This window comes from Neoroseomonas lacus (genome assembly GCF_014644535.1).
GTDB classification, from domain to species: Bacteria; Pseudomonadota; Alphaproteobacteria; order Acetobacterales; family Acetobacteraceae; genus Neoroseomonas; species Neoroseomonas lacus.
Map to the genome: position 1 here is coordinate 204,590 of NZ_BMKW01000004.1, position 23,228 is coordinate 227,817.

General features: G+C 68.7%; 19 protein-coding genes and 1 pseudogene. 8 read left to right on the forward strand and 12 right to left on the reverse strand.

Features of this window, described 5'->3' with window-relative positions:
* Positions 1–71 precede the first annotated feature (71 nt).
* The 8 genes from IEY36_RS09605 to IEY36_RS09640 all read right to left on the reverse strand — a co-directional run bounded on the left by IEY36_RS09605 (position 72) and on the right by IEY36_RS09640 (position 8,180).
* Positions 72–464: a hypothetical protein gene (locus IEY36_RS09605; protein WP_188966831.1), complete on the reverse strand. Its 393-nt coding sequence runs from the start codon at positions 462–464 to the stop codon at positions 72–74.
* Between the two features lie 33 nt (positions 465–497).
* Positions 498–1,673 carry a BaiN/RdsA family NAD(P)/FAD-dependent oxidoreductase gene (locus IEY36_RS09610; protein WP_188966832.1) on the reverse strand — a complete coding sequence of 392 codons (1,176 nt, stop codon included), beginning with the start codon at positions 1,671–1,673 and terminating at the stop codon, positions 498–500.
* Complete coding sequence (locus tag IEY36_RS09615; protein WP_188966833.1) at positions 1,670–3,316, reverse strand: NAD(P)/FAD-dependent oxidoreductase; 1,647 nt, start codon at positions 3,314–3,316, stop codon at positions 1,670–1,672. The genes IEY36_RS09610 and IEY36_RS09615 overlap by 4 nt, the downstream gene beginning before the upstream one ends.
* A gap of 202 nt (positions 3,317–3,518) precedes the next feature.
* Positions 3,519–4,238, reverse strand: a complete 720-nt coding sequence (locus tag IEY36_RS09620; protein ID WP_188966834.1) for an ABC transporter ATP-binding protein — start codon at positions 4,236–4,238, stop codon at positions 3,519–3,521.
* Positions 4,235–5,185 (reverse strand): hypothetical protein, encoded by a 951-nt coding sequence (locus IEY36_RS09625; protein WP_188966835.1) that lies wholly within the window; start codon positions 5,183–5,185, stop codon positions 4,235–4,237. The genes IEY36_RS09620 and IEY36_RS09625 overlap by 4 nt, the downstream gene beginning before the upstream one ends.
* Positions 5,182–5,988, reverse strand: coding sequence for an ABC transporter ATP-binding protein (locus IEY36_RS09630; protein WP_188966836.1), 807 nt, complete (start codon positions 5,986–5,988; stop codon positions 5,182–5,184). The genes IEY36_RS09625 and IEY36_RS09630 overlap by 4 nt, the downstream gene beginning before the upstream one ends.
* A gap of 3 nt (positions 5,989–5,991) precedes the next feature.
* Positions 5,992–7,269, reverse strand: a complete 1,278-nt coding sequence (gene livM / locus IEY36_RS09635; protein ID WP_188966837.1) for a high-affinity branched-chain amino acid ABC transporter permease LivM — start codon at positions 7,267–7,269, stop codon at positions 5,992–5,994.
* A complete protein-coding gene (locus tag IEY36_RS09640; protein ID WP_188966838.1) occupies positions 7,266–8,180 on the reverse strand; it encodes an ABC transporter permease subunit in 915 nt (304 codons plus the stop codon). The genes livM and IEY36_RS09640 overlap by 4 nt, the downstream gene beginning before the upstream one ends.
* A gap of 168 nt (positions 8,181–8,348) precedes the next feature.
* On the opposite strand from IEY36_RS09640, the gene IEY36_RS09645 reads away from it, so the two are divergent.
* Positions 8,349–8,774 (forward strand): hypothetical protein, encoded by a 426-nt coding sequence (locus tag IEY36_RS09645; RefSeq protein WP_188966839.1) that lies wholly within the window; start codon positions 8,349–8,351, stop codon positions 8,772–8,774.
* A 79-nt stretch (positions 8,775–8,853) separates the two neighbouring features.
* On the opposite strand, the gene IEY36_RS09650 is transcribed toward IEY36_RS09645, so the two are convergent.
* The 3 genes from IEY36_RS09650 to IEY36_RS09660 are packed head-to-tail and all read right to left on the reverse strand — an operon-like array spanning position 8,854 to position 11,179.
* Complete coding sequence (locus IEY36_RS09650; protein ID WP_188966840.1) at positions 8,854–10,206, reverse strand: sensor histidine kinase; 1,353 nt, start codon at positions 10,204–10,206, stop codon at positions 8,854–8,856.
* Positions 10,203–10,862 (reverse strand): response regulator transcription factor, encoded by a 660-nt coding sequence (locus IEY36_RS09655; protein WP_188966841.1) that lies wholly within the window; start codon positions 10,860–10,862, stop codon positions 10,203–10,205. The genes IEY36_RS09650 and IEY36_RS09655 overlap by 4 nt, the downstream gene beginning before the upstream one ends.
* Positions 10,862–11,179: a PepSY domain-containing protein gene (locus IEY36_RS09660; protein ID WP_188966842.1), complete on the reverse strand. Its 318-nt coding sequence runs from the start codon at positions 11,177–11,179 to the stop codon at positions 10,862–10,864. The genes IEY36_RS09655 and IEY36_RS09660 overlap by 1 nt, the downstream gene beginning before the upstream one ends.
* Positions 11,180–11,306: 127 nt before the next feature.
* On the opposite strand from IEY36_RS09660, the gene IEY36_RS09665 reads away from it, so the two are divergent.
* The 5 genes and pseudogenes from IEY36_RS09665 to IEY36_RS30585 all read left to right on the forward strand — a co-directional run.
* Positions 11,307–11,603 carry a PepSY domain-containing protein gene (locus IEY36_RS09665; protein ID WP_188966843.1) on the forward strand — a complete coding sequence of 99 codons (297 nt, stop codon included), beginning with the start codon at positions 11,307–11,309 and terminating at the stop codon, positions 11,601–11,603.
* Positions 11,604–11,619: 16 nt separating this feature from the next.
* Positions 11,620–12,189: a cytochrome b gene (locus IEY36_RS09670; RefSeq protein WP_188966844.1), complete on the forward strand. Its 570-nt coding sequence runs from the start codon at positions 11,620–11,622 to the stop codon at positions 12,187–12,189.
* Positions 12,190–12,269: 80 nt separating this feature from the next.
* The gene (mbfA, locus tag IEY36_RS09675) at positions 12,270–13,259 is read left to right on the forward strand and encodes an iron exporter MbfA (protein ID WP_188967028.1); all 990 of its coding nucleotides are present in this window, start codon (positions 12,270–12,272) and stop codon (positions 13,257–13,259) included.
* Between the two features lie 203 nt (positions 13,260–13,462).
* Positions 13,463–17,617: a Calx-beta domain-containing protein gene (locus tag IEY36_RS09680; protein WP_188966845.1), complete on the forward strand. Its 4,155-nt coding sequence runs from the start codon at positions 13,463–13,465 to the stop codon at positions 17,615–17,617.
* Between the two features lie 186 nt (positions 17,618–17,803).
* Positions 17,804–17,911 (forward strand): annotated as a pseudogene (locus IEY36_RS30585) (IS481 family transposase); the annotation flags it as partial.
* 22 nt (positions 17,912–17,933) lie between these two features.
* On the opposite strand, the gene IEY36_RS09690 reads toward IEY36_RS30585, so the two are convergent.
* The gene (locus tag IEY36_RS09690) at positions 17,934–18,518 is read right to left on the reverse strand and encodes a TetR/AcrR family transcriptional regulator (RefSeq protein ID WP_188966847.1); all 585 of its coding nucleotides are present in this window, start codon (positions 18,516–18,518) and stop codon (positions 17,934–17,936) included.
* Positions 18,519–18,680: 162 nt separating this feature from the next.
* Between IEY36_RS09690 and IEY36_RS09695 the strand changes: the two genes are divergently transcribed.
* Complete coding sequence (locus tag IEY36_RS09695; RefSeq protein WP_188966848.1) at positions 18,681–19,808, forward strand: efflux RND transporter periplasmic adaptor subunit; 1,128 nt, start codon at positions 18,681–18,683, stop codon at positions 19,806–19,808.
* Between the two features lie 145 nt (positions 19,809–19,953).
* The gene (locus tag IEY36_RS09700) at positions 19,954–23,136 is read left to right on the forward strand and encodes an efflux RND transporter permease subunit (protein ID WP_188966849.1); all 3,183 of its coding nucleotides are present in this window, start codon (positions 19,954–19,956) and stop codon (positions 23,134–23,136) included.
* Positions 23,137–23,228 lie beyond the last annotated feature (92 nt).

Consider the following 23,228-nt stretch of genomic DNA (forward strand, 5'->3'; position numbering starts at 1 on the left):
CGTCACACCATTGGCGTCCAATCACCTGCCGGCCTGTGTCCGGAGAGGGGCGAAGCCCTTCCCCTCGTGCCTCAACTGTCCGGGGCCGTCGCCACGCAGCCTGCGCCGCTCTGTGTGAAGGAGGCGACCCGCGCGTCACGGATCTCGAAGGTCACGCGGCAGGGTGGCGGCGGGGCGTATGCCGGATAGCCGGCCCCCCAGGCGCCGCCCCACCCGCCGCGCCAGCCGAAACCGCCGACGCCGAGACCGATCACCGGCATTGGCGTCGGGGTGGAGGTGCCGAGCCGTTCATATTGCAGGAACCGCCGGCCCTCGGGCGTGGTGAAGTCACTGTCCGGCACGCCGACGCGCTGCACTAGGTCGCCCACCGGCAGGCCGACCAGGCTCTGCATACGGGCGTCGAAGCCAGCCTGGGTGGCGCAGGCGGCCAGGGTCAGTCCGGCGAGAAGGATCAAACGGCGCATGGCGTTGAGAATGGGTTGCAACTGCGGCGGTTTCTAGGCGGCCTCGCCGGCGGCCCAGCCGCTCGACCAGGCCCATTGGAAGTTGTAGCCGCCAAGCCAGCCGGTGACGTCCACCGCTTCGCCGATCACGAACAGGCCGGGGACGTCCTTGGCCGCCATGGTCTTGGAGGACAGCGCGGCGGTGTCGATGCCGCCCAGCGTCACCTCGGCCTTGGCGTAGCCTTCGGTGCCGGCAGGTTCGAGCCGCCAGGCCTTGATCAGTGCGCCCAGCGCCTTGAGCGGCGCGTCGCCGAGTTCACCCATGATGCGGGGCGGCAGGTGGATCGCCGCCATCGCCTGGGCCAGGCGCTGCGGCAGCATGTCGGCGAGGATGGTGCGCGGTTCCGCCTTGGGGCGGGCGCGCTTGGCGGCCAGCAGCAATGCCGTCGGGTCCTGGTTGGGCAGCAGGTCGAAGGTCACGGCCTCGCCCGTGCACCAGTAGGAGGAGGCCTGCAGCACCGCGGGACCGGACAGGCCGCGATGGGTGAACAACATCGCCTCGGGGAAGGCGGCGGTGCCGGCGGCCGCGATCACCGGCAGGGCGACGCCGGCCAGTGGGCGCATCAGTTCCAGCGTCGGACCGTCGAAGGTCAGCGGCACCAGGCCGGGGCGGGGTGTGATGAGCGGCAGGCCAAAGCGCCGCGCCACGTCATGGGCGAAGCCGGTCGCGCCCATTTTCGGGATGGAGAGGCCGCCGGTCGCCAACACCAGGGAGTCAGTGGTGAAGGCGCCATGGTCGGTCGCGATGGTGAAGCGGTCGCCGCGCGTGATGTCGATGACGCGGTGGCGCAGGCGGAGGTCGACGCCTGCCGCCTCGCATTCCGCGAGGAGCATCTGCACGATCTGCCGCGCCGAGCCGTCGCAGAACAACTGGCCGAGCGTCTTCTCGTGGAAGGCGATGCGGTGCTTCTGCACCAGGGCGATGAAATCGTGCTGCGTGTAGCGCGCCAGCGCGGATCGGGCGAAGTGCCTGTTGGCCGAGATGAAGCGGTCCGGCACGCAGCCGGTATTGGTGAAGTTGCAGCGCCCACCGCCGGAGATCAGGATTTTCTTGCCCGCTTCGTCGGCGTGGTCGAGCAGCAGCACGCGCCGCCCGCGCTGGCCCGCGCGCATGGCGGCGAACAGCCCGGCCGCGCCGGCGCCGAGCACCACCACATCGAAGTCGGTCACGCCGCGGCCGCGCTGATGCCGGCCATGTCGCGCCCGACCGCTTCGGCGACGCGGATGCCGTCCACCCCGGCCGAGAAGATGCCGCCGGCATAGCCTGCGCCTTCGCCGGCCGGGTAGAGGCCGATGGTGTTCACCGAGCGGAACGCGGCATCGCGCCGGATGCGCACCGGCGAGGAGGTACGTGTCTCGACCCCTGTCATCAGGGCATCTTCCATGTCGAAGCCGCGGATCTGGCGGCCGAAGGCGGGCAGGGCTTCGCGCATGGCGGCGACGGCGAAGTCGGGCAGGCAGCGGGCGAGGTCGGTTGGTGTCACGCCGGGCTTGTAGGAGGGCACCACGGTGCCTAGCTCGGTCGATGGCCGGTCGGCCAGGAAATCGCCGAGGCGCTGCGCGGGCGCGTTGTAGTCGCCGCCGCCGGCGATGAAGGCCTGTTCCTCCCAATGCCGCTGCAGGGCGACGCCGGCGAGCGGATGGCCTGGGTAGTCCTGTTCGGGCGTGATGCCGACGACGATGCCGGCATTGGCGTTCCGCTCGGCGCGCGAATACTGGCTCATGCCGTTGGTGACGACGCGGCCGGCCTCGGAGGTGGCGGCGACCACCGTGCCGCCGGGGCACATGCAGAAGGAATAGACCGACCGTCCGTTGGCGGCGTGATGCACCAGCTTGTAGTCGGCCGCGCCAAGGATCTTGTTGCCGGCGAAGTCGCCGAAGCGGGCGCGGTCGATGATCGATTGCGGGTGCTCGATGCGCACGCCGATGGAGAACGGCTTGGCCTCGATATGCACGCCGCGGTCAAACAGCATCTGGAAGGTGTCGCGCGCCGAATGGCCGATGGCGAGGACGACGTGGTCGGTCTCGATCGCCTCGCCGGCCTCGGTGACGACACCGCGCATGCGGCGCGACCCATCGCGGCCGGTCTCGACAAGGATGTCGGCGACCTTGGTGCCGAAGCGGTATTCGCCGCCGAGAGCTTCGATCTTGGCGCGCAGGGATTCCACCATCGTCACCAGGCGGAAGGTGCCGATATGCGGCTTGGCGACGAAGAGGATCTCCTCCGGCGCGCCGGCGGCGACGAATTCGGTCAGCACCTTGCGGGAGACGGCCTCGGGCGCCTTGATGCCGGAATAGAGCTTGCCGTCGGAGAAGGTGCCCGCACCGCCCTCGCCGAATTGCACGTTGCTCTCGGGGATCAGCACGCGGCGGCGCCACAGGCCCCAGGTGTCCTTGGTGCGCTGGCGCACCACCGTGCCGCGGTCGAGGATGATCGGGCGGTAGCCCATCTCGGCGAGAATCAGCGCGGCAAAGATGCCGCAGGGGCCGGTGCCGATCACGACCGGGCGCTTCCAGCCCGCACCCGGTGCGTGGGCGGCCTGGCGGTAGCGCGTGTCGGGCGTCGGGGCGAGGGTGCGCGCCAGCACCTTGTCCCGCGCGGCGCGGCGCAGCAGGGCGGCCTCGTCGGCCACCTCGATGTCCACGGAATAGACCAGGAAAATGTCGGACCGCTTGCGCGCATCCCAGGCGCGGCGGGCGACATGCAGGGCGCGCAGCTCGTCGCCGCGCAGGTCGAGCCGCGCGCGCACCGCCGCCTCGATCGCCCCTTCGGCATGGTCGAGGGGCAGTTTCAGTTCCGTCAAACGTAGCATCGGCGCCCTATAGCATGCGCGGCCGACGGTGCAGACGGCCGAGTTCGGGAGCCCTCGGTCCGATGCGTTGCATCGGGCCGCGCGCGCACAGCGCGACCGCGCCCAGACCGACCGTAACGGCCGGCAGTCCAGTGCATGGCGCGTAAGCCAAGCGGCCGGATGGCCGCGCCGGCGCCTGAGGACAAAAAAAGACTCACCCCGATCAGTGGCCGCCGCCGAGATAGGCGTCGCGTACTTCCGGCATCGCCAGCAGGTCGCGCCCCGGCCCGGCCAGGGTGATCCGCCCATTGACCAGGACGTATCCGCGATGGGCGAGACGCAGCGCCAGGTTGGCATTCTGTTCCACCAGCAGCACGGTAAGGCCTTCCTTCTCGTTCAGGTCGCGGATGGCGGCGAAGATCTGCCGCACGATCAGCGGCGCGAGGCCGAGCGATGGCTCATCCAGCAGCAACAGCCGCGGCTTCGACATCAGCGCGCGGCCGATCGCGAGCATCTGTTGTTCGCCGCCCGAAAGCGTGCCGCCACGCTGGGTCTCGCGTTCCTTCAGGCGGGGGAACAGGGCGAAGACCTGGTCGAGCAGCGGGGCGGGATCGTGGCCGGCGACCTGCGCGCCCATCAGCAGGTTTTCCATCACCGACATGCGCGGGAAGACGCGCCGGCCTTCCGGTACCTGGGCGAGGCCGAGGCGCATGATCTGGTGAGTCGGCATCTGGGTGATGTCGCGGCCTTCGAAGACCACGCGGCCGTTACGGGCGCGCGGGTCGCCGCAGATGGTCATCAGCAGGGTGGATTTGCCGGCACCATTGGCGCCGATCAGCGTGACGATCTCGCCGGGGGCGACGGTGATCGAGACCTCGCGCAGCGCCTGCACCGCGCCGTAGCCGCTGGAGACGGTGTCGAGTTCGAGGAGCGGGGCGGTCATGCCAGGAGGCCCTCGACCAGCCTGGCATATCGCGCCGCACCTTCGGGCAGCGGCCCGATATCGCCGAGTGCGGCGAGTGCCTGCACCGCCGCGTCGCGCCAGGCAGGGGCTTCGAAGTCCACCGCCACATCGCCGCGCGCGGGCAGCGGCCGGGCATCGGCGAGGTCGCAGGCCAGACCCGTGGCCGCTGTGACAGCGTGCTGCACCTCGTCCTGCCCGAGGTCGGCGGCGTCGATGACGAGCACGCCCGGCCGGCAATGCGCGGCGAGCGAGAGCAGCCAGACATGGGCGGCCAGGGCGATGCGGTCTTCCATCGTGATGGCGTGGCAGAGCGCGTTGTCGCGTAGCGCTGCGTCATTGAGCGTGGCGAGCGCCGGGTAACGTGCCGCGAGCAGTGACGCCGCCGGAGCGAACATCGGTGCCGTCGCATTCAGCAGCACGATGCGCAGCAGGCCCGAGAAGAAGTAGTCACCGCGGGCACGGTAGGCCGCGATCATCTCGGCAGGGTCGCGCAGCAGATAGATCGTGGTGCCGCCGAGCAGCGTCTCGACCCAGCGGCTGCGCAGCGTGGCGCGGCAGAATTTGAACAGCGGCCGTCGCGGCGCGGTGCGGACCAGTTCGGTCAGATAGGCGGCGAGGGCGGGGGCCGGCTCGCCCGGAGCGAGGATGAAGGGCTGCCAGGCGAAGTCCTCCTGGTGGCCGGGCACCATGCCCACGGCGTCGGTCGGGAAGTCGGTCAGGTAGTGGAAAGCGGCTTCCGGATGGCCGAGTTCGCGCTGCATGCCGTTGCTCGCCCAGCGCTCCCAGCTGCTGCGCGGATGGCGCGAAAAATCCTCGTGCAGCGGCTCGTAGAACAGCGAGACGGGGTTCGTCTCACGCAGGCGGAAGGCGAGGTAGGTGCCGCCGGTGCGCCACATCGTCTGGATCAGCACGGGAGCGGTGCTCATGCCGCGTCCTCGCCCTCATCGCCCTCGCCGAGATAGGCGGCGATGACGCGGGGGTCGGCGCGCACCTCGCCCGGCGTGCCGTCGGCGATCTTGCGGCCATGGTCGAGCACCACGATGCGGTCGGAGATGCCCATCACCACGCCCATGTCGTGCTCGATCAGCAGGATGGAACAGCCGCCGTCGCGGATCATGCGCAGCAGGGCGGAAAGCTCCTCGGATTCGCGCGGGTTTAGGCCGGCGGCGGGCTCATCCAGGCAAAGCAGTAGCGGATCGGTGCACATCGCGCGCGCGATCTCGAGGCGGCGCTGTTGGCCGTAGGGCAGGGCACCGGCAGGGTCGTCGGCACGGGCGAGCAGGTCGGTCACTTCAAGCCAGTGCACGGCCTTGGCGATGGCGGCCTTCTGCGCGCGGCGGTAGCGCGGCGCGCCGAGCAGCGCGCCGATGCCGAAGCCGGTCGACGCCATCAGCGTGTTGTGCTGCGCCACCAGCAGGTTCTCGAGCGCCGTCATGCCGGGGAAAAGACGGATGTTCTGGAAGGTGCGCGCCACGCCGGCGCGGGCGATACGGTGGCCGGCGAGGTGGTGCAGCTCTACCGGCGCGCCATCGCGAAACAGCCGCAGCGCGCCGCCGGTCGGGCGGTAGAAGCCGGTGATGCAGTTGAACAGCGTGGTCTTGCCCGCGCCGTTCGGGCCGATGATGGCGGTGATGTCGTCGCGCTGCGCGGTGAAGGTCACGGCATCGACGGCGACCAGGCCACCGAAGCGCATGGTCAGTGTGTCGGTTTCGAGGATCGGTGTCGCCATGGGTCAGCCATGCCCCTCGGCGACGTGTTCGGCGCCGATGGCGCGTCTTTCGCGCAGCACGACCGAGGGTGTGCGGTGCCCGACCAGCCCACGCGGGCGGGCGACCATGATCAGCACCATGGCGCCGCCGAAGACCAGCATCCGCCATTCGTCGAGGTCGCGGAACACCTCGAAGCCGCCGATCATCACCAGGGCGGCGATGGCGATGCCGATCTGGCTGCCCATGCCGCCGAGCACGACGATGGCGAGAATGATGGCGCTCTCGATGAAGGTGAAGGATTCCGGGCTGATGAAGCCCTGCCGCGTGGCGAAGAAGGACCCGGCGATACCGGCGAACATAGCGCCCAGCGCAAAGGCGGTGAGCTTGGTGGTGGTGACGTTGATGCCGAGGGCGCGGCAGGCGATCTCATCCTCGCGCAGGGCTTCCCAGGCGCGGCCGAGCGGCTGGCGGCGCAGCCGGATGCTGACCCAGTTGGTCAGCAGGGCGAGGCCGAGGATCAGGTAGTACAGGAAGATCACGCGATGGACCGGCGATGGCTCGATGCCGAAGAAGCCGGCGAAGGTGTCCGGTTCGCCGGACATCGAGAAGGTGAGGCCGAAGAAGGTTGGGCGCGGGATGCCGCTGATGCCGTTCGGCCCGTTGGTCAGGCTGACCCAGTTGAGCAGCACGACGCGGATGATCTCGCCGAAGGCCAGCGTGACGATGGCGAGGTAGTCCCCGCGCAACCGCAGCACCGGGAAGCCTAGCAGAACGCCCCAGAAGGCGGCGAGCAGCCCGGCGAGCGGCAGGCAGATCCAGAAGGACAGGCCGAAGGTGGTCGCCAGCAGCGCATAGGAATAGGCGCCAACCGCGTAGAAGGCGACGTAGCCGAGGTCGAGCAGGCCGGCGAGCCCGACCACGATGTTGAGCCCCCAGCCGAGCATCACATAGGTCAGCACCAGGATGCCGAGGTCGAGCTCATACCGCCCGGTGCCGGGGATGAAGGGCAGCAGCACGGCGAGGCCGAGCAGCACGGGGGCGACGAATAGCCCGGCCTTGCGCAACGCCTCGGTGCGCGCGGCGGAAGCCGGCTTCGGGTCGCCACGCCAGCCGCGCCAGCCGAGCAATGCAAGCCGCCCGACAAAGGCCAGGGCGACGAGGATCACCACGTCGCCCCAGCGTTGGCGCAGCACGAGTTCGCCACTCGGCCCGACATCGGTGCGCAGCCCGACCAGCGGCACGAACAGCCCGAGCGCCACCAGCGCGGTGATGGCCGCGTCCTTCAGTGCCCGCAATGTCATACCTTCTCGACCTCGGCCCGGCCGAGCAGTCCGGTGGGCATGAAGATCAGCACCAGCACCAGGATCGAGAAGGCCGCGACATCCTTGTACTGGACGGAGAAATAGGCCGACCAGAAGGTCTCGATCAGTCCGATCAGCAGCCCGCCCAGCACCGCGCCGGGCAGCGAGCCGATGCCGCCCAGCACGGCGGCGGTGAAGGCTTTCACCCCGGCGAGGAAGCCGATGTAGAAGTCGATCACGCCATAGCGAAGCAGGTACAACGTGCCGGCCACCGCAGCGAGCGAGGCGCCGATGACGAAGGTCAGGCTGATGGTGCGGTCGGTGTCGATGCCGAGCAGGGAGGCCATCCTGCGGTCCTGCTCGCAGGCGCGCATGGCGCGGCCGAGCGGCGTGCGCGTGACCAGCCAGGTGAAGATGGCGAGCACGCCGAGCGTCACCGCGATGATCAGCATCTGCATGTAGGAGAACTGGACGATGAAGGCCTCGCTGTCGATCACCGTGATGCCGCCGGGCAGCACCGCGTCGATCGGCTTCACCCGCGCGCCCTGAGCCACCTGCACGTAGTTCTGCAGCACGATGGACATGCCGATCGCCGAGATCAGCGGCGCCAGGCGGAATGATCCGCGCAAGGGCCGATAGGCGATGCGTTCCACCGTCCAGCCATACAGCGCGGTGACACACATCGACACCAGCAGCACGATCAGGATCGCCGCCGGCCCATCCATGATGCCGCCCGAGACCAGCATCACCACCGAGATCAACGCCACGAAGGCGCCGACCATGAAGATGTCGCCATGGGCGAAGTTGATCATGCCGATGATGCCGTAGACCATCGTGTAGCCGACCGCGATCAGGCCGTAGATCATCCCGAGGCTGATCCCGTTGATCAGCTGTTGCAGCGCATAGGCCACGAGCCCCCCAAGTGCAGTCTCCCGACCAGACGCTAGGGCACGGAGGGGGTGGCCGGAAGCGGATTCGGCATGCGGTCGGCCGCGGGACCGGGGGGCGCCCGGCCAGAGCGAGGCAACTTCGTACCGGTTCCGGCGTTGTTGCCGTGACATGGAAAACGGAGAATGACGATGCGACCGCGTGTTTTGGCTTGCCTGTCCCTGCTCGTGGCCTCGGGTTGCGCGATGACGGCCCCCGGCGTCTCGCGAGCCCCGGACCAGACCCTCGTCCTCCCCGCCACCAGCCAGCAGCTGATGCTGTCGGGGGAGATGACAACGACCCGCATCCCGGTGGGCACGAACACCGAACCGCGCCACGATCTGACGATCCGCGTGAACGGCCAGCCGGCCATCCAGGGCACGCTGGTGACCTATGGCGCCACAACGTTGCAGGGCCGTGCCGGCTCCATGCCGGTGACCGCCGACTGCCAGTCGCGTGAGATCGGCCATGCCGACCGCCAGTTCGACTGCCTGGTCACGGTGAATGGCCAGCAGGCGACGCCGATGGCGTTCCGCGCCACGCCGACCGGGCCGCAGCCGCCGGTCGGCAGCGTGTAACGTGTTCGGCAATCCAGGCGCCGGCCACGGCCCGGCGCCTGGGTTGTCGCGTTGACGATACGGTCTCGTCGGTCGGCGATCAGCCGACCGGCGGCAGCGCGACCCCCGGCAGCGACAGGGTCGCGCGCAGTCCACCGAGATCGGAGCGCGCGAGGTCGAGCGCCCCACCATACAGCGTGGCGAGATCCGCAACGATGGCGAGGCCCAGGCCAGCGCCGGCTGTGCCCTCATCGAACCGCACGCCGCGTGCGAGGGCGGCCTCGCGCACCTGTTCCGGTAGGCCGGGGCCGTCATCGGCCACCGTGATGACGACGCTGCCGGGCACATCGGCGACCGACAGGCTGACCTGCCCGCGCGCCCATTTGCACGCATTCTCCATCAGGTTGCCGAGCATTTCGGTCAGGTCCTGCGCGTCGACGCGCACGCGCGCCGTCGATGCACCGGTCACCTCGATCAGCAGGCCCCGATCGGCAAACAGGCGACGCAAGGCGGGTGCGATGTCCTGCGCGACCGCCAGGGGCGAAACGGCGGCGGCAGCGACCGAGGTGGCGCGCGCCGCCGTCCGTGCCCGCGCCAGGTGATGCTGCACCAAGCCTTGCAGGGCCTCGGCCTCGGCACGCGCCGATGGCAGGTCGGGGTGTGATGGTTCCAGCGCATTGCGCAGCACGGCGAGTGGCGTCTTCAGCGCATGGGCGAGATTGCCCACATGCGTGCGCGCCCGCTCGACGGTCGCGCGGTTGGTGGCAATCAGCGCATTCACCTCGGCGACCAACGGGGCGACCTCGCCCGGCGCGTCCAGGTCCAGCGTGTCCCGTCGCCCCTGGCGTATCTCGGCCAGGGCGCGCCGCACGCGGCGCAGCGGCGCCAGGCCGACCACGACCGTCGTCACGACGCCGCCGACGAGACCGATGCCGAGCAGCACGAAGACCGCGAGCAGGACGGTGCGCAGCCTGGCGATCTCGGCCAGCGTCTCGGCACGGGAGAGGGCGACGGCGACATGCGCCTCGCCGGCAGCATCGGGCAGCAGCAGGTCGCGCTCGGCCAGACGCAAGGGTTCGCCGCGCGGACCGATGATGTCGCGCCAGGCAATGCCTTCATGGCCGGATTGCGCGGCCGGCAAGGTCTGGTCCCAGAGCGAGCGGGACGTGGTTACCGCGCCATCAGGGCCCGTCACCTGCCAGTAGGCGCCGCTGAGGGCGCGGTCGAAATCGGCGCCGGCCGGGGCGCGCCCGACCACGATATGGCCATGCGTATCGGTCGTCACCGCCGCCACCGCGGCATCGAGCAGGCCGGAAAGCCGCGCGTCGAAGGCGGCCTCGACCTGGCGCACCACCACCCCGGTGATGAACCAGCCGGCGGCACCGAGCCCGGCCGCCACCCACAGTCCCGCCGCCAGGGCGAGGCGCAGCGCCAGCGAGCGCGGCGCCCTCATGCCGCCGCCAGCCGGTAGCCCTGGCCGCGCACGGTCTCGATAAAGCCTTCGCCGAGCTTGCGGCGCAGTCGGCCGACCATGACCTCGAGCGTGTTGCTGTCGCGATCGAAATCCTGCGCGTATAGGTGTTCGGTGAGTTCGGTCTTGGACACCACCTGGCCGGCATGCAGCGCCAGATAGGCGAGCAGGCGGTATTCCAGCCCGGTCAGCCGTGTCGTGGCACCGTCGAGCAGCACGCGCTGCGTCCCGGTATCGATCACCAGCCTGCCAAGGCTGATCTGCGGCTGGCTGCGGCCATGGGCGCGGCGCACCAGGGCCTGCAGCCGGGCGATGAGTTCTGCCATGACGAAGGGCTTGGCCAGGTAGTCATCGGCGCCGGCATTCAGCCCGGCGACCTTTTCCGACCAGCCGTCGCGCGCCGTCAGGATCAGCACGGGCAAGTCGCGCCCGGCGGCGCGCCAACGCTTGAGCACCGACAGCCCATCGAGCCGTGGCAGGCCGAGATCCAGCACCACGGCGTCATAGGGTTCGGTCTCACCGAGGAACAGGCCTTCCTCGCCATCGGCGGCGTGGTCGGCGACGAAGCCGGCTTCGGCCAGCGCTTCCATCAGCTGCCGCGCGAGCGCCGCGTGGTCCTCGACGACCAGGATGCGCATCAGTCGCGTTCCTGGACCGGCCCGCGGGCGCGCAGCAGGGCGCCGGTTGCGGCATCGAGCTTGAGTTCGAACACCCGGCCGGAGGGCGGCAGGACCTTGAACTCATAGACCCAGCGGCCGTTCTCGCGTTCGAGCTCGGTTTCGATGACACGGCCGATGTAGCGGCGTTCGACCTCGGCCAGGAGGTCAGCCAGCGGGCGGATCTCGCCGGCGGCGAGGGCGGCGCGCGCACGTTCATGGTCGCGCCGGTCATCCGCCCAGGCCGGCGCGGCGGCGAGCATCAACAGGGACAGCAGCAGCAGCAGGGCTCCACGCATCGGGACAAGCTCGCCGGTGCAAGCTGAACCCAGGCTGAACGGGCTGCTCAGCGCCGGTTCAGCTTCCGTCACACAGGATGCGCCGCATTGCGGATGGACCGCAACGCACAGACCGAGGTGAGACACGATGACCCGTATTCTTCCCGCCAGCGCCCTGGCGCTGGCCATCGCCGCCGCGCTGCCGCTGGCGCCGGCCATGGCGTCCTCCGATGACAGCCGCCGCGCGTCGGCCGAGACGCTATCCCGCGCCGCCGTCGATGCCGCCGCTGCCGCCACCGCCGTCCGCACAGCCGGCTATGGGCCGGTGCGCAGCGTCGAATGGGAGCGCACCGCCTGGGAGGTGAAGGCGCTCGATGCCGAGGGCCGGCGCGTCGAATTGCGCGTCGACGCCGCGACCGGCGCCGTCACCCGCCGCGACCGCTGAGCGGAGGGCCCCGAGGATGGCGACGGATCTCGAAATCCAACCCCATGGCGCGATGACCCGCGCCATCCATTGGGGCGCGGCCTTGCTGGTGCTGTCGGCCTGGGCGGTCGGCACCACGATGGAAGAATTTCCTCGCGGTGGCGGGCGCGAGGAGGCGATGCAACTGCATTACAGCCTGGGCGTGCTGGTGCTTGGCCTGACCGCGCTGCGGGTGGCCTGGCGGTTGGTGTCGCCCGTGCCGCCGGCGCCGGCGCCGGGGCCGGCGTGGCAGCGGCTGGCGGCGACCGGCATGCATGTCGGGCTGATCCTGCTGACCATCGGCCTGCCGCTGACCGGGCTGCTGGACCGCTGGGCGCGCGGGCGGCCCGTCGCGATCTTCGGCGGCATCCCGCTGCCCGCGCCCTTTGCCGTGCCGGGCGACCGGCTGTGGGGCGAGGTGCACGGAGTGTTCGGCAACCTGCTGCTGGTGGCGATCGGGCTGCATGTGGCCGCCGCGCTGTGGCACCAGTTCGCGGTGCGCGATGGCACATTGTCACGCATGCTTCCGATGTTGCAGCGCGAGAGGATCGTGCCTCCGCCGGCCTGATAGGCTAAGCCTTGCCAACCCTGGCCGTGGCCGCGCGCATCGAGACGGTGCGCGCGGCGCGGCATGACTGGATTGACCCGATGCGATCTCTACTGCCTGGTTTCGGTGGGTCCCGCCGCCGGTTCGACAGCCTCTCGGCCCAGGAAATCCTGGCGCTGGCCATCTCCTCCGAGGAGGAGGACAGCCGGATCTACGCGCTGTATGCGAGCCGCCTGCGTGAGCAATACCCTGCTTCCGCCGATGTGTTCGACGGCATGGCGGAGGAGGAGAACGGGCATCGCCGCCGGCTGATCGACCTGTATCGCGCCCGGTATGGCGATTTGATCCTGCCGATCCGGCGCGAGCATGTGGCCGATTTCTACGGCCGCAAGCCGGTCTGGCTGGTCGAGAATCTCGGGCTGGAGCGGATCCGCGAGGAAGCGGCCGCCATGGAGCGCGATGCCCAGGCGTTTTATGCCGCCGCGGCCGCCCGAACGACGGATGCAGAGGTGCGCAAGCTGCTCGGCGACCTCGAAGCCGCCGAGGCGCAGCATGAGGAGCGAGCGGACCACCTGGTCGCCGACCGGCTCGGTGGCGCCGAGGGCGAGGAAGAGGTTTCGGTCGCCAAGCGGCAATTCCTGCTGACCTGGGTGCAGCCGGGCCTGGCCGGGCTGATGGATGGTTCGGTCTCGACCCTGGCGCCGATATTCGCGACCGCCTTCGCCACGCAGAACCCCTCGACGACCTTCCTGGTGGGGCTGTCGGCCTCGCTCGGCGCCGGCATCTCGATGGGCTTTACCGAGGCTGCGCATGACGACGGCAAGCTGTCCGGGCGCGGCTCGCCGTGGAAACGCGGGGTGGCATCGGGGGTGATGACGGCGCTGGGCGGGCTTGGCCATGCGTTGCCTTATCTGATCCCGCATTTCTGGACCGCGACGGCGATCGCGCTGGTGGTGGTGTTCTTCGAATTGTGGGCGATCGTCTGGATCCAGCACCGCTTCATGGAGACTCCGGTCGGCCGTGCCATGTTCCAGATCCTGCTGGGCGGCGGGCTGGTGCTCGCGACCGGCATCCTGATCGGCGGGTCTTGAGAGTCCGTTTGGAGAGTCCGGGGCCTTTACCGGATGTGAAAACGCGCCGCATCGCGCGGTTGCAAGCAGACGCTCAGGCGCCCGGCGTCTCGCCGGCCGTCTTCACCGATTTGTATACGCCAAGCAATCATGAGTAGAAAATCTGCTGATATAGATGCCTGACGGTTTCGCGCACCACAGCATCCTTTAGGGGAACGACGATCGTGTCTGAGGGCATCACCACGACCGCAGGGCGCATCGTCGCCGTCGATACCGCCGCCGCCGACATTGTCGGTTTCGAACCGGCGCATGACAAACTCGATCTGGGTGATGTCTCGGGCCACAATATCATCGTCGTCGATACGCTGGCCGGGGTGGGTTTCCTGAACCCCTGGTCGGGCGAGATGATCGTCGTGCAGGGCGTCGCTCTCGGGCAGTTGACCATCGACAGCTTCGTGCCGGTCATCAACGACCATCTGCGCCAATGCCTGAGCGGCGCGCTCGCCTGGGAGCAGGGCATCGTCAAGGCGCCGAACACCGTCTATGCGCGGTCCCATGAACTCGGCCAGATCGACAAGGTCGCGTTCGACCCGGCGACCGATGTGGTGGATTTCCGCTATTTCGGCATGCGCGAACAGATCTACATGACCGACAGCGCGGAAGGGGTGGTGATCTCCAATGCCAGCACCGGTCAGGCGCTGATCCTGCTCGGCGTCACCAAGGCCGAGCTTACGGTCGACAATTTCGTCTTTTACGCGGCCGAGGTACGCGAGGATCGCATCCACCTCCAACTCGGCTTCACCATTGTCCCGGACAGCCAGGTGCTGGCGCAGGGCGTGCTACTCGCCGGGACGAATGATTGGCCGACTGGTGTCGGCAGCGGCGAGGCTCCCTCGGGCGTGGCCGGAACCACCTTCAGCATTGCCTGGCTCTATGGCACCAGCCCGGTGCTCGATTTCGACCCAGCGACGGACAAGCTCGACTTTGGCTGGTTCAAGGCGGCCGAATTCTCGCAGACGGAAGTGAATGGTTCGACAGTCATCGTCATCGACGGCAACAGGCAGACCTACACGCTGACCGGCGTCGGGCTTGGTCAGCTCGAGATGAGCAACATCGTGGCGCTCGACAGCGGGGCGCGGGCGGAATGGCAGGCGGTGCTGGATGCCGCGCCGGCACCAGCCGCGCGGCCCTCCATTTCGATCAGCGATGGGCATGCCGCCATCGTCGAGAATATTGCCGGCACGAAGTTGACGAAGTTGACCGACACGCAGTCGAAGGCGGCGGCGGGCGCGGTGACGGTGGACTATGCGACCGCCAGTGATGCGGTTACGGCGGGATCGGACAACGCGCCGAAGACAGACACGCTGACCTTCGCGGCGGGCGAGACGAGCAAGACTACCCAGGTCAGCATCCCCGGCGATACGGCGGTCGCGACCATTACCACTGGCGATGTCGCGACGAGCAGCGGTGCCCTCGAATACGCCGTCACCAGCGATTGGGGCGCCGGCTTCACCGCGACGATGACGGTGGATGCCGGCAGCACCGCGCTCAACGGCTGGACGGCGGAATTCGACGCGACCTTCACGATCACCAATATCTGGAACGCTTTGATCGTCAGCCATGTCGGCAACCACTATGTGATCCGCAACCAGAGCTACAATGCCTCGGTCGCGGCCGGTGGTGAGACCAGCTTCGGCTTCCAGGCGACATCGGCGGGCAGCACTGCCGTCTCGGGCCTGGCGCTCAATGGTGACGCGGCGGCGGTGACGCCGGCCATCTCGGTCGCGGATGCCACCGTCACCGAAGTCAACAGCGGCAGCAGCGATCTCGCCTTCGTGGTGACGCTCTCTGCCGCCAGCAGCAGTGCGGTCACGGTGGCCTATGCGACCGCGAACGGCACCGCCACGGCCGGGTCGGACTATACGGCCAAGACCGGGACGCTGACCTTCGCCGCAGGCGAGACCTCCAAGATCGTTCATGTCGCGGTGACCGGCGACATGGCGGTCGAGGCGAATGAGACGGTGAAGCTCAACCTCTCCGCGGCGTCGGGTGCGACGATCAACGACGGGGCTGCGATCGGGACCATCGTCAATGACGATACAGCCACGCCGAAGCTGTCGGTGGGCAATGCCTCGGTCACCGAGGGGGTGAGCGGGAATGCCGACCTGGCCTTCACCGTGACGCTCTCGGCCGCCAGCAGCGGCCCGGTGACGGTCAGCTACACCACGGCCGATGGCACGGCGACTGCGGGGTCGGACTACACCGCGACGGCCGGGTCGTTGACCTTCGCCGCGGGCGAGACCTCGAAGATCGTGCATGTGGCGGTGACCGGCGATACGGTGGTCGAGGCGAATGAGACGCTGAAGCTGACGCTGTCCGCACCCTCCGGCGCGACCATCGCGACCGGCACGGGCACCGGCACCATCACCAATGACGACCTGCCCCGGATCACCATCACCGATACGTCGATTGCCGAGGGCGACGCCGCCGGCACCACCGGCTGGTTCAGCACCTCGGGCAACCAGATCATCGATTCTGCCGGCAACAACGTGCAGATTGCCGGCGTGAACTGGTTCGGCTTCGAGGGCAACAACATGTCCCCGAACGGGCTGTGGGCGCGCTCCTACAAGGAGATGATGCAGCAGATGGTGGACGAGGGGTTCAACACCATCCGCCTGCCCTTCTCCTCCGACATGCTGCATGCGACGAGCCAGGCGCTCGGCATCGACTTCAACCAGAATCCCGACCTCAGGGGCCTGACGCCGCTGCAGGTGATGGACAGGATCGTCGCCTATGCCGAACAGGTCGGCATCAAGATCATCCTCGACCATCATCGCAGTTCGGCCGGGGATGGCACCTCGTCGAACGGGTTGTGGTTCGACTCAAGCCACTCGCAGGCCGATTGGGTCTCCGACTGGCAGATGCTGGCCGAACGCTATGCCGACAACACGGCGGTGATCGGCGCCGACCTGCACAATGAGCCGTACAACGGCACGTGGGGCGGCGGCGGGGCGAATGATTGGGCGGCGGCAGCCGAGATCGCGGGCAATGCGATCGGCGACGTCAATCCCAATTGGCTGATCTTCGTCGAGGGCATCGCGAACTACCAGGGTCAGAGCTACTGGTGGGGCGGCAACCTGATGGGGGTGCGCGACCGGCCAATCGAGCTCGATGTCGGCAACAAGCTGGTCTATTCGGCGCATGACTACCCGAATTCGGTCTATGCGCAGCCGTGGTTCCAGGGGGCGGATTTCCCGGCCAATCTGCCGGCTAAATTCGACCAGATGTGGGGCTACATCTACAAGGAAGGCATCGCGCCGGTTTATCTCGGCGAGTTCGGCACCAAGCTGACCGATCCCAAGGATGTCGCCTGGTTCGAGGCGATCACCTCCTACCTGTCGGGGGATCTCGACAACAATGGAACCCACGATCTGGCCGGCGGCGACCTTGGTGTGAGCTGGACCTACTGGTCGTGGAACCCGAATTCCGGCGATACCGGCGGCATCCTGCAGGATGACTGGCGCACGGTGAATGAGAACAAGATGGTCTATCTGCGGCCCATCGAGTTCGACCTGCCGGACGAGGCCACCGGCGGCACAACGGCCTATGCAACCTTCGAGGTGAAGCTCTCGGCCGCGGCGGTGACGGCGGTGACGGTGGATTACCATACCGCCTCGGGTTCGGCCTCTGCGGCGGATTTCACCGCGGCGACCGGCACGGTGACCTTCGCTGCCGGTGAGACCTCCAAGATCATCAAGATCGCCATCATTGGCGACACGGTCGATGAGGCGAATGAGGCCTTCAGCATCGTCCTGGGCAACCCGGTACGGGCGACGATCGCCGACGGCAAGGGTGTGGCCACGATCATCGACGATGATCCGACCGCCGCTGACGCGGCCGCGCTCGGCGCGGAGGCTGGCCGCATCCTACAGGGCACCGGGATCGCCGATACGATGACCGGCGGGCTGGGCGCCGACACGCTGACCGGTCTTGGCGGCAAGGACGTCCTCGTCGGCGGGGCCGGGGACGATATCCTCTATGGTGGCGCTGGTGCCGATACGCTGACGGGCGGCATCGGGGCCGATCATTTCGTCTTCGCTGTGGGCGATCTTGGCACGGACCGGATCACCGATTTCAACGCGCTGGATGGTGGGGCCGCGGAAGGCGACAGGCTCGTCATCAACGCGCCGATGGTTGGCGATTTCGTCTATCGTGGCAGCACGGCATTCACCGGCGGCAGTGACAACAGCGAGGCGCGCGTGTCGGGCAGCACGGTGCTGATCGACGTCAATGGCGACGGGGCCGCCGATATCTCGGTGGCGTTGACCGGGCTGACCAAGGCGGGCCAGCTCTCGGCGAACGACTTCCTGTTCGGCTGATCGGCTTGGCGTTGAAGGGTCTGGAGGCGGCGGGCGCGCAAGCTGCCTCCCACCCAAACGGATGCCGCGTCAGGCGAGCATCTTGCGTACCAGCGGGATCACCTTGGTCGCGTAGCGTTCGATGCCGCGCTGGTGGCGATAGCGATCGATGAGCCGGCCTGCGGTCAGGCCCGCGCGTCCAGTGCATTGAAGGAGTGCGGCACCGAGTATTGCGGCGCCCGCGACCGGCACGAGCATGAGCGCTACTTCGCCGTGCAGGACATCGACCACACCCCCGCCAAGGCGCGCCGCCCAGGCCCCCGTATCGGCTGACCGGTTACGCCGGCGGCAGGCCCGCCTTAATCAACAGGGACCCGCATTGGCGCAACGTATCCGCCGCGCGCGCTTCACCGAGGTAGCTTCGCGACGCGATGGCGCCCTCGATGACGACCGAGAGCTGGTCAGCCAGCGCCGCCGGATCCGTCGCGCCCGCTTGTTCGGCGAGACGCCGGATGCGCTCGTGGCAACCCCGTTTGAAGTCGGCGACGACCTGGTAGGTCGGGTGGCCCGGGTCGCGGAATTCCGCCTGGGCCAGCAGCATCGGGCAGCCGCAGACGCCCGGCTCAGCGACCTCGACCGCGGTCGCCTCGATCAGGGCGCGCAGGCGCCCCGCCGCATCCTTCGCCTGGGCCAGCGATTCATCGAGCCAGGCATCGTGCTCGGCCGCGTCCTCGGCAAGGATGGCGGCCACCAGCGCATCCTTGCTCGGAAAGGTGCGATAGAGGCTCATCTTCGTGGCTTCGGCCACGCGGCAGACTTCCTCCACGCCGGTGGCGCGGATGCCCTGGCGCTCGAACAGGGCGCGCGCCGCGTCCTGGATGCGTTCGGCCGCCTTCGGTTTGGCGGCAGCGGTGCCAGCCATGGTGCTCATCCCTCCTTGGCGTCGCCTGTGGCGGCGCACAAAAAAGACACTTGATGATACCGACCGGTCGCTCTATTTGGGGACGAACCGGTCGGTATCATTTGGAGATAGGCCATGACCTCCCCTTTGCGCAAGGCCCCTGAACCCAACGAAAGCCTATGGATGTCTTGGCTGGCCCGCTTCCAGGGCGCGGCTGTCGGCGTCGCGATGACGGCTGCGGCGCCCATGGCCCTCGCGCAGCCTACGCCGCCGCCGGTGACGGTGGCGGCCCCGCTGTCGCGCCCCGTCACCGAATGGCAGGAACACACGGCGCGGATCGAACCCTCCGCCCGCGTCGAGATCCGGCCCCGCGTCTCCGGCCAGGTGGACCAGGTGCATTTCACCGATGGTGCCATCGTGCGGGCGGGTGACCTGCTGTTCACGCTGGATCAGCGTCCCTTCCAGATTGCGCTCGACAATGCGCAGGCCGAGGTGGCGCGCAATGAGGCGCGGCTGTTGCTCGCGGAACAGCAGGTGGCGCGATACGAGCCGCTCGCCGCCAGCCGGATCGCCCCGCAGGCCGAGATCGATTCCCGCCGCGCGGCGCTTCGGGAGGCCCAGGCCGGCCTCGCCGCGGTCCGGGCCGCTGAGCGTCAGGCGGCGCTCGACCTGGAGTTCACCGAGATCCGCGCCCCGCGCCCGGGCCGCGTCAGCGACCGCCGGGTCGATGCCGGCAACCTGGTCCAGCAGGGCCAGACCGTGATGACGACGCTGCTCGCCCTCGACCCGGTCTATGTCACTTTCGACCCCAGCGAAGCGGAGTACCTCCGCCAGGCACGATCGGCGCGCGCCGGGCTGCGCGGCGCCAGCCTACCGGTGCAGCTTCGCTTGCTGGATGAGAGCGAATTCAGCCGCGAAGGACATGTCGACTTCGTGGACAGCGCCTTCGACGCGCGCAGCGGCACCATCCGGGTCCGCGCCGTCGTGCCGAATCCGGACCTGTTCCTGACCCCCGGCAGTTTCGCCCGCCTCCGGCTTTCGACCGGGGAGGAGCCCTCGCTGCTGGTGCCTGATGCATCCGTGATGGCGGACCAGACCGGGCGCGTCGTGCTGACGGTCGCCGCCGACGGCACCGTGACGCCGCGCCAGGTGCGGCTCGGCCCGCTCAGCGATGGGCTGCGCGTCGTGCGCAGCGGATTGGCGGCGGAGGATCGCGTCATCATCGGTGGCCTGCAACGGGCCAGGCCGGGGATGCGCGTCACGGCCGAGCAGGGTCGCATCGGACCCAGCCCGCTCGCCTCCGTCGAATAGCGCATGATGGCGTCGGGGCTTGCCGCGGCGCCGCCACACCGAACCGGGGCGATGCTGCGCGTCTGCATCGTCGCCCGACCCCCACCGCCCATCCCGCCCCAGGGCCGCGCGCATCGCACGTGGCCACGCCCAAGGCATGCCAACGATGCGTCTCGCCCGCTTCTTCATTGACCGCCCGGTCTTCGCCGCGGTCATTTCCATCGCGATCACCCTGGTCGGCGCGATCACCGCCTTCCGCCTGCCGATCTCGGAATACCCGGAGATCGCGCCGCCGAGCGTGACGATCACCGCGAGCTATCCCGGCGCCTCGGCCGAGACGATCGCCGAGACCGTCGCCGGCCCGATCGAGCAGGAGGTGAATGGCGTGGACGGCATGCTCTACGTCACCTCCCAATCGACAGGCGACGGGCGGCTGACCGTCACCGTCGTCTTCCGCCAGGGCGTCAACGGCGACCAGGCGCAGGTGCTGGTACAGAACCGCGTCGCGGTCGCCGAGCCACGCCTGCCGGAAGAAGTCCGCCGCCTCGGCATCACCGTGCGCAAGGCGAGCCCGGACTTCCTGATGGTGGTCCACGTGACCTCGCCGGACGGCAGCCGTGATCATGAATACATCTCCAACTACGCGACGCTGAACATCAAGGATCTGCTCGCGCGCATCGACGGTGTCGGCGACGCGCAGATGTTCGGCGCGCGCGACTATGCGATGCGTGTCTGGCTCGACCCGGACCGCATCGCCGCGCGCGGCCTGACCGCCGGCGAGGTGGTGGAGGCTCTGCGCCGCGCCAATGTGCAGGTCGCTGCCGGTGCGCTCGGCCAGGCGCCGCGCAGCGCGAATGCGGGCGCCTTCGAATTCTCCGTCCTGACGCAGGGTCGCCTCGTCACGCCCGAGGAGTTCGGCGAACAGATCATCGCGACCGGCGAAGGCGGTGCGCCGCTGCGCCTGCGGGAGATCGCGCGCATCGAGATCGGCGCCGCCGACTACACGGTGAATGCGCTGCTGAACAACCAGCTCGCCACCGCCATCGCGGTGTTCCAGCGGCCGGGCAGCAACGCCCTGCAGACCGCGGCCGCCGTCCGCCAGGCAATGGAGGAGGCGGCGCGCAGCTTCCCACCCGGCATCGGCTACAGCATCGTCTATGACCCGACGCGCTTCATCGCGCAGAGCATGGAAGCGGTCCTGCACACCTTCATCGAGGCGATCCTGCTGGTCGTGCTCGTGGTCATCCTGTTCCTGCAGAACTGGCGCGCAGCGGTCATCCCGCTGCTGGCCATCCCGGTGTCGATCATCGGCACCTTCGCGATCCTGCTGGCACTCGGCTTCACGTTGAACACGCTCACCATGTTCGGCTTGATCCTCGCCATCGGCATCGTGGTGGACGACGCCATCGTGGTGGTGGAGAACGCCGAGCGGCACATGGCCGATGGCCTGTCGCCGCTGGAAGCCGCGCGCAAGACGATGGACGAGGTCGGTTTCGCGCTCATCGCCATCGCTCTGGTGCTGGTGGCGGTCTTCGTGCCGACTGCCTTCATTCCCGGCATCTCGGGCGCCTTCTACAAGCAGTTCGCGGTGACGATCTCGGTCGCGACGCTGCTCTCGGCGCTTGTCTCACTCACCCTGTCGCCAGCGCTGGCGGCAATCCTGCTGAAGCCGCACGTCCATCACGACGGCCCGCGCCCATGGCTGCTGCGGCCCTTCGGTGCCTTTGCGCGCGGCTTCAACTGGTTGTTCGACCGCATGTCGATCGGCTACGGCGGCCTGACGCGGCGGCTGGTGCGCATCCCGGTGTTGCTGATGTTGATCTACGGAGGGCTGCTGGCGGCGACAGGTTGGACCGTGACCTCGACGCCGACGGGGCTGATCCCGCCGCTCGACCGCGGGTATTTCATCGCCGCCTTCCAATTGCCGCCGGGGGCGAATCTCGCCCGCACGGATGCGGTGATCCGCCGCGCCTCCGACACCATCCTGGCGACGCCGGGCGTGGAGAGCGCGGTTGCCTTCGTCGGTTTCGACGGCGCGACCTTCACCAACGCGCCCAATGCCGGCGTGGTCTTCGCGACGCTCAAGCCCTTCGAGGATCGCGCCGCGCATGGTCTCACGGCTGGCGGTATCCTCGCCAACCTTCAGGGGCGGTTGATGAGCGACCCGGACGCGATGGTATTCGTGCTCGCACCGCCCTCGGTGCCTGGCATCGGCACCGGCGGCGGCTTCAAGCTGATGATCCAGGACCGCGCGGGCCACGGCCCACGCGCCATGGAGGCCGCTCTGCATGCGGTGATGGGCGCGGCGAACCAGACGCCGGGCATCGCCTTCGCCTTTAGCCTGTTCAACACTGCAACGCCCCAGATCCGCACGGATATCGACCGGGCGCGCGCGGAGATGCTCGGCGTGCCGGTCAGCCGGGTGCATGAGGCCATGGGCGTCTATCTCGGCTCGGCCTTCGTGAACGACTTCAACCTGCTGGGGCGCACCTGGCGCGTCACCGCGCAGGCCGATGCGCAGTACCGCACGGGGGCGGAGGATATCGCACGGCTGCGCACGCGCAGCGACGCCGGGGCGATGGTGCCGCTCGGCAGCCTCGCGACTTTCCACGAGACGTCCGGCCCTTATCGCATGCCACGCTACAACCTGTTTCCCGCGGTCGAATTGCAGGGCGGGGCGCTGCCGGGAGTGTCGACCGGCCAGGCGATCGCCATCATGGAACGCGTATTGGCCGAGAACCTGCCGGAAGGCTTCGGCTATGAATGGACCGAGATCGCGCTGCAGGAGAAGATGGTCGGCAACACCGCGCCGATTGCCTTCGGCCTCGCTGTCATCTTCGTCTTCCTGGTGCTGGCGGCAATGTACGAAAGCTGGCTGCTGCCGCTCGCCATCGTGCTGATCGCACCGATGTCGGTGCTGGCGGCCCTGTTGGGCGTGCGCCATGCCGGGCTCGACAACAACGTGCTGGTGCAGGTCGGCCTGGTCGTGCTGGTTGGCCTCGCGGCGAAGAACGCGATCCTGATTGTCGAATTCGCCCGCGCCGCGGAGCAGAGCGGGGCAACGCGCTGGGATGCCGCGGTCGCCGCCGCGCGCACCCGCCTGCGGCCGATCCTGATGACAAGCCTCGCCTTCATCCTCGGCGTGCTTCCCCTGACCATCGCGACAGGGGCGGGAGCGGAGATGCGGCAGAGCCTGGGTGTCGCGGTTTTCTACGGCATGGTGGGCGTCACGGTATTCGGTCTGCTCTTCACGCCGGTCTTCTACGTGGTCGCCCGTGCGATGGCGCGACGGCGGGTGGCGCCGGCGCCGGCCGATGCCGCGACAGAGGCGTTCGCAACCCGACCCTGAATCTCCATGTTCACCTTGTTGGCCGGTCGGTCTCGCGATCCCGACCGGTCCACATGGGGCAATCGCCCCCCAACCACGCATGGATTGGGTGC

Bases quoted from the DNA above. Each gene is read 5' to 3' on its own strand.
- IEY36_RS09605 (WP_188966831.1), bottom strand. From the start codon at position 464: ATGCGCCGTTTGATCCTTCTCGCCGGACTGACCCTGGCCGCCTGCGCC.
- IEY36_RS09615 (WP_188966833.1), bottom strand. From the start codon at position 3,316: ATGCTACGTTTGACGGAACTGAAACTGCCCCTCGACCATGCCGAAGGG.
- IEY36_RS09620 (WP_188966834.1), bottom strand. From the start codon at position 4,238: ATGACCGCCCCGCTCCTCGAACTCGACACCGTCTCCAGCGGCTACGGC.
- IEY36_RS09625 (WP_188966835.1), bottom strand. From the start codon at position 5,185: ATGAGCACCGCTCCCGTGCTGATCCAGACGATGTGGCGCACCGGCGGC.
- IEY36_RS09630 (WP_188966836.1), bottom strand. From the start codon at position 5,988: ATGGCGACACCGATCCTCGAAACCGACACACTGACCATGCGCTTCGGT.
- livM (WP_188966837.1), bottom strand. From the start codon at position 7,269: ATGACATTGCGGGCACTGAAGGACGCGGCCATCACCGCGCTGGTGGCG.
- IEY36_RS09645 (WP_188966839.1), top strand. From the start codon at position 8,349: ATGCGACCGCGTGTTTTGGCTTGCCTGTCCCTGCTCGTGGCCTCGGGT.
- IEY36_RS09650 (WP_188966840.1), bottom strand. From the start codon at position 10,206: ATGAGGGCGCCGCGCTCGCTGGCGCTGCGCCTCGCCCTGGCGGCGGGA.
- IEY36_RS09655 (WP_188966841.1), bottom strand. From the start codon at position 10,862: ATGCGCATCCTGGTCGTCGAGGACCACGCGGCGCTCGCGCGGCAGCTG.
- IEY36_RS09660 (WP_188966842.1), bottom strand. From the start codon at position 11,179: ATGCGTGGAGCCCTGCTGCTGCTGCTGTCCCTGTTGATGCTCGCCGCC.
- IEY36_RS09665 (WP_188966843.1), top strand. From the start codon at position 11,307: ATGACCCGTATTCTTCCCGCCAGCGCCCTGGCGCTGGCCATCGCCGCC.
- IEY36_RS09670 (WP_188966844.1), top strand. From the start codon at position 11,620: ATGGCGACGGATCTCGAAATCCAACCCCATGGCGCGATGACCCGCGCC.
- mbfA (WP_188967028.1), top strand. From the start codon at position 12,270: ATGCGATCTCTACTGCCTGGTTTCGGTGGGTCCCGCCGCCGGTTCGAC.
- IEY36_RS09690 (WP_188966847.1), bottom strand. From the start codon at position 18,518: ATGGCTGGCACCGCTGCCGCCAAACCGAAGGCGGCCGAACGCATCCAG.
- IEY36_RS09695 (WP_188966848.1), top strand. From the start codon at position 18,681: ATGTCTTGGCTGGCCCGCTTCCAGGGCGCGGCTGTCGGCGTCGCGATG.
- IEY36_RS09700 (WP_188966849.1), top strand. From the start codon at position 19,954: ATGCGTCTCGCCCGCTTCTTCATTGACCGCCCGGTCTTCGCCGCGGTC.